This is a genomic window from Devosia sp., assembly GCF_036406155.1.
In the GTDB taxonomy this organism is placed as follows: domain Bacteria; phylum Pseudomonadota; class Alphaproteobacteria; order Rhizobiales; family Devosiaceae; genus Devosia_A.
In genome coordinates, this window is record NZ_DASWVV010000031.1 from 1 (window position 1) to 4,149 (window position 4,149).

Here is a 4,149-nt window from a genome sequence, read left to right on the forward strand (position 1 = left end):
GCCGCCAGCGGCGCGGCCGCCGGCGTCGTGGGCGCCACCGGCGGCGACGGCGGGGGTGGTGCCGATGGTGGCGGCGGTGGCGGCGGCGCAACCGGCTCGGCGGCGACGGGCTCGGGCGGTTCGGGTGGCTCGGGCGGGGCCGGCTCGAACGCCGGCGTTGCGGGCGCGGCTGCCGTCGTAGCCCTGTCCTGCTGGATTTCCACCAGCGGCGCCCCCACGGCCACCATGTCGCCCACGGCGCCATGCACGGCCAGCACCACGCCGGCGACGGGCGAGGACATGTCGACCGTGGCCTTGTCCGTCATCACGTCGACCAGCGCCTGGTCCTCGACGATCGTATCGCCGGGCTTGACGTACCAGGCGGTGATCTCGGCCTCGGTGACGCCCTCGCCGATGTCGGGCAGGCGGAAGACGTACGGGCTCATGCCGCTGCCTCCGTGGCGCGGCGCAGCGCCGCGGCGACCCGGTCGGGGCCGGGGAAATAGTCCCACTCGAAGGCGTGCGGATACGGCGTGTCCCAGCCGCAGACGCGCTCGATGGGGCTCTTGAGGTAGTAGAAGCAGCGCTCCTGCACCAGCGCCGAGAGCTCGGCCCCGAAACCGGCGAAGCGCGAGGCCTCGTGCACGATGACGCAGCGCCCCGTCTTGCGCACCGAGGCGCACACGGCATCGATGTCGAGCGGCACGATCGAGCGCAGGTCGAGCAATTCGGCATCGATGCCGCTGGCGGCGATGGCGGCGGCGGCGACGTGCACCATGGTGCCATAGGCGAGCACGGTGACGGCATGGCCCGCACGCACCACCGCGGCGGTGCCGAGCGGCACCGTATAATGGCCGGCCGGGACCTCGGCGGCGGGATGGCCGTCCCAGGACTGCAGCGCCTGCCCGGGGCGGCCGTCGAACGGGCCATTGTACAGCCGCTTGGGCTCGAGGAAGATCACCGGGTCGTCGCATTCGATGGCGGCGATGAGCAGGCCCTTGGCGTCGCGGGGATTGGACGGGATGACCGTCTTCAGTCCGGTGACGTGGGCGAAGATCGCCTCCGGGCTCTGGCTGTGCGTCTGGCCGCCGAAAATGCCCCCGCCATAGGGAGCGCGCACGGTAATCGGGGCGGTGAACTCGCCGTTGGAGCGGTAGCGCAGGCGGGCCGCCTCCGAGACCAGCTGGTCGTAGGCGGGCAGGATGTAGTCGGCGAACTGGATCTCGACCACCGGGCGTAGCCCGTAGGCGGCCATGCCAATGGCGGCGGCGACGATGCCGCCCTCGGCGATGGGGGTATCGAAGCAGCGGGTCGGGCCGTATTTGGCCTGCAATTTGTCGGTGACCCGGAAGACGCCGCCGAAATAGCCGACGTCCTCGCCGAACACCAGCACCTCCGGATCGAGGGCGAGCATGGTGTCGAGCGCATCGTTGAGGGCCTGCACCATGGTCATCCCCGGCATGGCTCAGATCCCCAGTTCGCGGCGCTGTTCGAGGACGCGCCAGTCGGGCTCCTTGAACACGCCCTCGAACATCTGCTCGAGGCTGGGCTTGCCCTGCCCCAGCGTACCGCTCGCCTCGCCCTGGCGCACTGCCTCGCGCACTGCCTGCTCGAGTTCGGCGACGAGCGCGGCGTCACGGACGTCATCCCACTGGCCGAGCCGCACGAGGTGCCGGCGCAGGCGGTCGACCGGATCGCCCAGCGGCCAGTGCGCCGCCTCCTCGGCGGGTCGGTAGCGGGCCGGGTCGTCGCTGGTCGAGTGGCCGGCAGCGCGGTAGGTGAAGAATTCGATGAGCGTCGGGCCGCCATTGGCGCGGGCCCGCTCGGCGGCCCACTGCGTCGCCGCCCACACGGCGAGAAAGTCGTTGCCGTCGACGCGCAGCCCCGGCAGGCCGTAGCCAATGGCCTTGGCGGCGAAGGTCGTCCGCTCCGCCCCGGCCATGCCGGAAAAGCTCGAGATCGCCCACTGGTTGTTGGCGATGCACAGGATGACGGGCGCATTGTAGACGCTGGCGAAGGTCAGCGCCTCGTGGAAGCCGCCCTCGGCGGTGCTGCCCTCCCCTATATGGGCGACGGCGATGTTGCCGTCGCCGCGATAGGCCGAGGCCATGGCCCAGCCGACGGCGTGGCCGAAGCGGTTGGCGAGGTTGCCCGACAGCGAATAGAAGCCGTGCGCCCGCGCCGAATAGAGGATCGGCAACTGCCGGCCCTGCAGCGGATCGCGTCCGTTCGAGAAGATCTGGTTGACGAGGTCGAGCAGCGGATAGTTGCGCGCCATCAGCCAGCCGAGGTCGCGATAGGTGGGAAAGCACATGTCGGTCGGCCCGAGCAGCAACGCCTGCGCCACCGGGATGGCCTCCTCGCCCAGCGACTTCATGTAGAAGCTGGTCTTGCCCTGGCGCTGCGCCCGGTACAGCCGCTCGTCGAAGATGCGCGTCAGCAGCATGGCGCGCAGCCCGGCGATGAGCTGGGCCGGCGCAATTTCGGGGGCCCATGCCCCGACGGCGTCGCCGCCCTCGTCGAGCACCCGGATCAGACCGTGGGCAAGGTCGCCAAGTGTGCCCGGATCGGCCAGCGAGTCGGGGCGCTCATTGAACCCGGCGGGTGGCACGGCGATATGCGAAAAATCAGGCGGATCGCCCGGGCGCGCCGCCGGCATGGGGATATGCAGCTGCAGTCGTGCCGACTGTGCCATTCCTCCTCGACCCTCCCAAGTCGGCTTCACTATGGCATCGACCCAGGAGACAGATTGTGCTTTTCGTCGCCTCCCCTCCCTCGCAGCTGGGATGGGAAGGCTGAAACCATGAACGGATTAGGACAGGATTGCGGAGCGCGCCCCGGGCCGCTAATTTCATGGCATGGATGCCATGGACCGCAAGATCCTCAGGGTGCTGCAGCGCCAGCCCGACCTGCCGATGACCGAACTGGCGGCGCAGGTCGGCCTCTCGCACACCCCGTGCTGGCGTCGCATCAAGAAGCTGGAGGCGGAAGGGGTGATCCAGCGCCGCGCCCTGATCCTCGACCCGCGGCGCGTCGGCTTCGGCGTCAACGTCTTCGCCCAGTTGCACTTCGCGCGCCAGGACGAGGCGACGCTCGAGGCCTTCGAGACCGAGGTCGCCGCCCACCCGCAGATCGTCGAATGCTTTTCGATGAGCGGGGAGAGCGACTATCTGCTGCGCGTCGTCGCCCAGAGCATCGAAGACTACGAGCAGTTCCTCAAGAAGGTCATCCTGCACCTGCCCGGCGTCTCCACCGTCAACTCCAGCTTCTCGCTGAAGACGGTCAAGCTGACCACCGACCTGCCGGTCTGAGCGCGCCGGCATCGGCACCGTCGCGCGCGCGCTGACCGTGCCCCGCCCCCGGCCCCTGTGCCGGCTGGGGAATGTCGATGCCCTCGCGGGCATAGGCGCCGAGCTTGTTGCGCATCGTCCGTACGGAGATGCCGAGGATCCCGGCGGCACGGGTGCGATTGCCGTCGGTCTGCCTCAGGGTAGCGAGGATCAGGTGACGTTCGACGTCGGCGACGGGGAGCCCCACCAGTTGCTCAGCGATCTCCCTGACACGAAAGCCAGTCATTTCTCCTCTTTCTGAGCGCCCCAATGCCTGTTCGGCCCGGCAACCATCGTGATTCATGGTTAACACATCGTTATGTTCTGTATTGGTCCACCCTCCGACAACCGAACCATCCTGCGGGCGATGTAGAACGCGACCGGCGCGCTCACGATGACCGGGCCTGGCCGCATCGCTGGCGCTTAACACATTGGTTTTGTTGCGTGGCGGCGCCGATCTGGGGGCACTCGGATGTGCTCGGCGCCGCCACGACTGCGCCGTTCGAATCGAAGCGACGCGTCAGGGTGGCATGGCGATGCTGACAAACAGCCAACATCGCCGGTCAGCAAACCGGCAGGTTCGGCGCCTGCTCACGGCGGCATCAGGAGGAATTTCTCATAGACCCAGCCGCTCCGCCCGTCCGGGGCAACGATGCGCACCCAGCCCTGCTCGCTAGCGGCAATGGTGACCGGCGCGCCGCCGGGCAGGGCAAACAGCCTGTCGCTGTCGGTCGCGGGCCCGGTCCGCACGTTGACGCCGTCACCGGCCACGACCCGCAGTGCCGCACCCGCGGCGCCTGGCTCCGGGTCGACGTTCGCCGGCTCCGGGTCGACATCGACC

The 4,149-nt window shown here is 69.2% G+C and carries 5 protein-coding genes and 1 pseudogene; 1 reads left to right on the forward strand and 5 read right to left on the reverse strand.

Annotated features, from left to right (window positions below):
- The 3 genes from VGD93_RS02015 to VGD93_RS02025 form a co-directional block, all read right to left on the reverse strand.
- On the reverse strand, positions 1-425 hold a 425-nt coding region (locus VGD93_RS02015), incomplete at its 3' end, for a biotin/lipoyl-containing protein (protein WP_395008679.1).
- Positions 422-1,441, reverse strand: coding sequence for an alpha-ketoacid dehydrogenase subunit beta (locus tag VGD93_RS02020; RefSeq protein WP_395008681.1), 1,020 nt, complete (start codon positions 1,439-1,441; stop codon positions 422-424). The genes VGD93_RS02020 and VGD93_RS02015, both read right to left, overlap by 4 nt.
- A gap of 3 nt (positions 1,442-1,444) precedes the next feature.
- Positions 1,445-2,674 (reverse strand): thiamine pyrophosphate-dependent enzyme, encoded by a 1,230-nt coding sequence (locus VGD93_RS02025; protein ID WP_395008683.1) that lies wholly within the window; start codon positions 2,672-2,674, stop codon positions 1,445-1,447.
- A gap of 172 nt (positions 2,675-2,846) precedes the next feature.
- On the opposite strand from VGD93_RS02025, the gene VGD93_RS02030 reads away from it, so the two are divergent.
- Positions 2,847-3,290 (forward strand): Lrp/AsnC family transcriptional regulator, encoded by a 444-nt coding sequence (locus VGD93_RS02030; RefSeq protein ID WP_395008685.1) that lies wholly within the window; start codon positions 2,847-2,849, stop codon positions 3,288-3,290.
- Here the strand turns inward: VGD93_RS02030 and VGD93_RS02035 are convergent.
- Positions 3,262-3,522, reverse strand: a pseudogene (locus VGD93_RS02035) (helix-turn-helix domain-containing protein); the annotation flags it as partial. The gene VGD93_RS02030 and the pseudogene VGD93_RS02035 overlap by 29 nt on opposite strands.
- A gap of 377 nt (positions 3,523-3,899) precedes the next feature.
- On the reverse strand, positions 3,900-4,149 hold a 250-nt coding region (locus VGD93_RS02040; RefSeq protein ID WP_395008687.1), incomplete at its 5' end, for an SH3 domain-containing protein.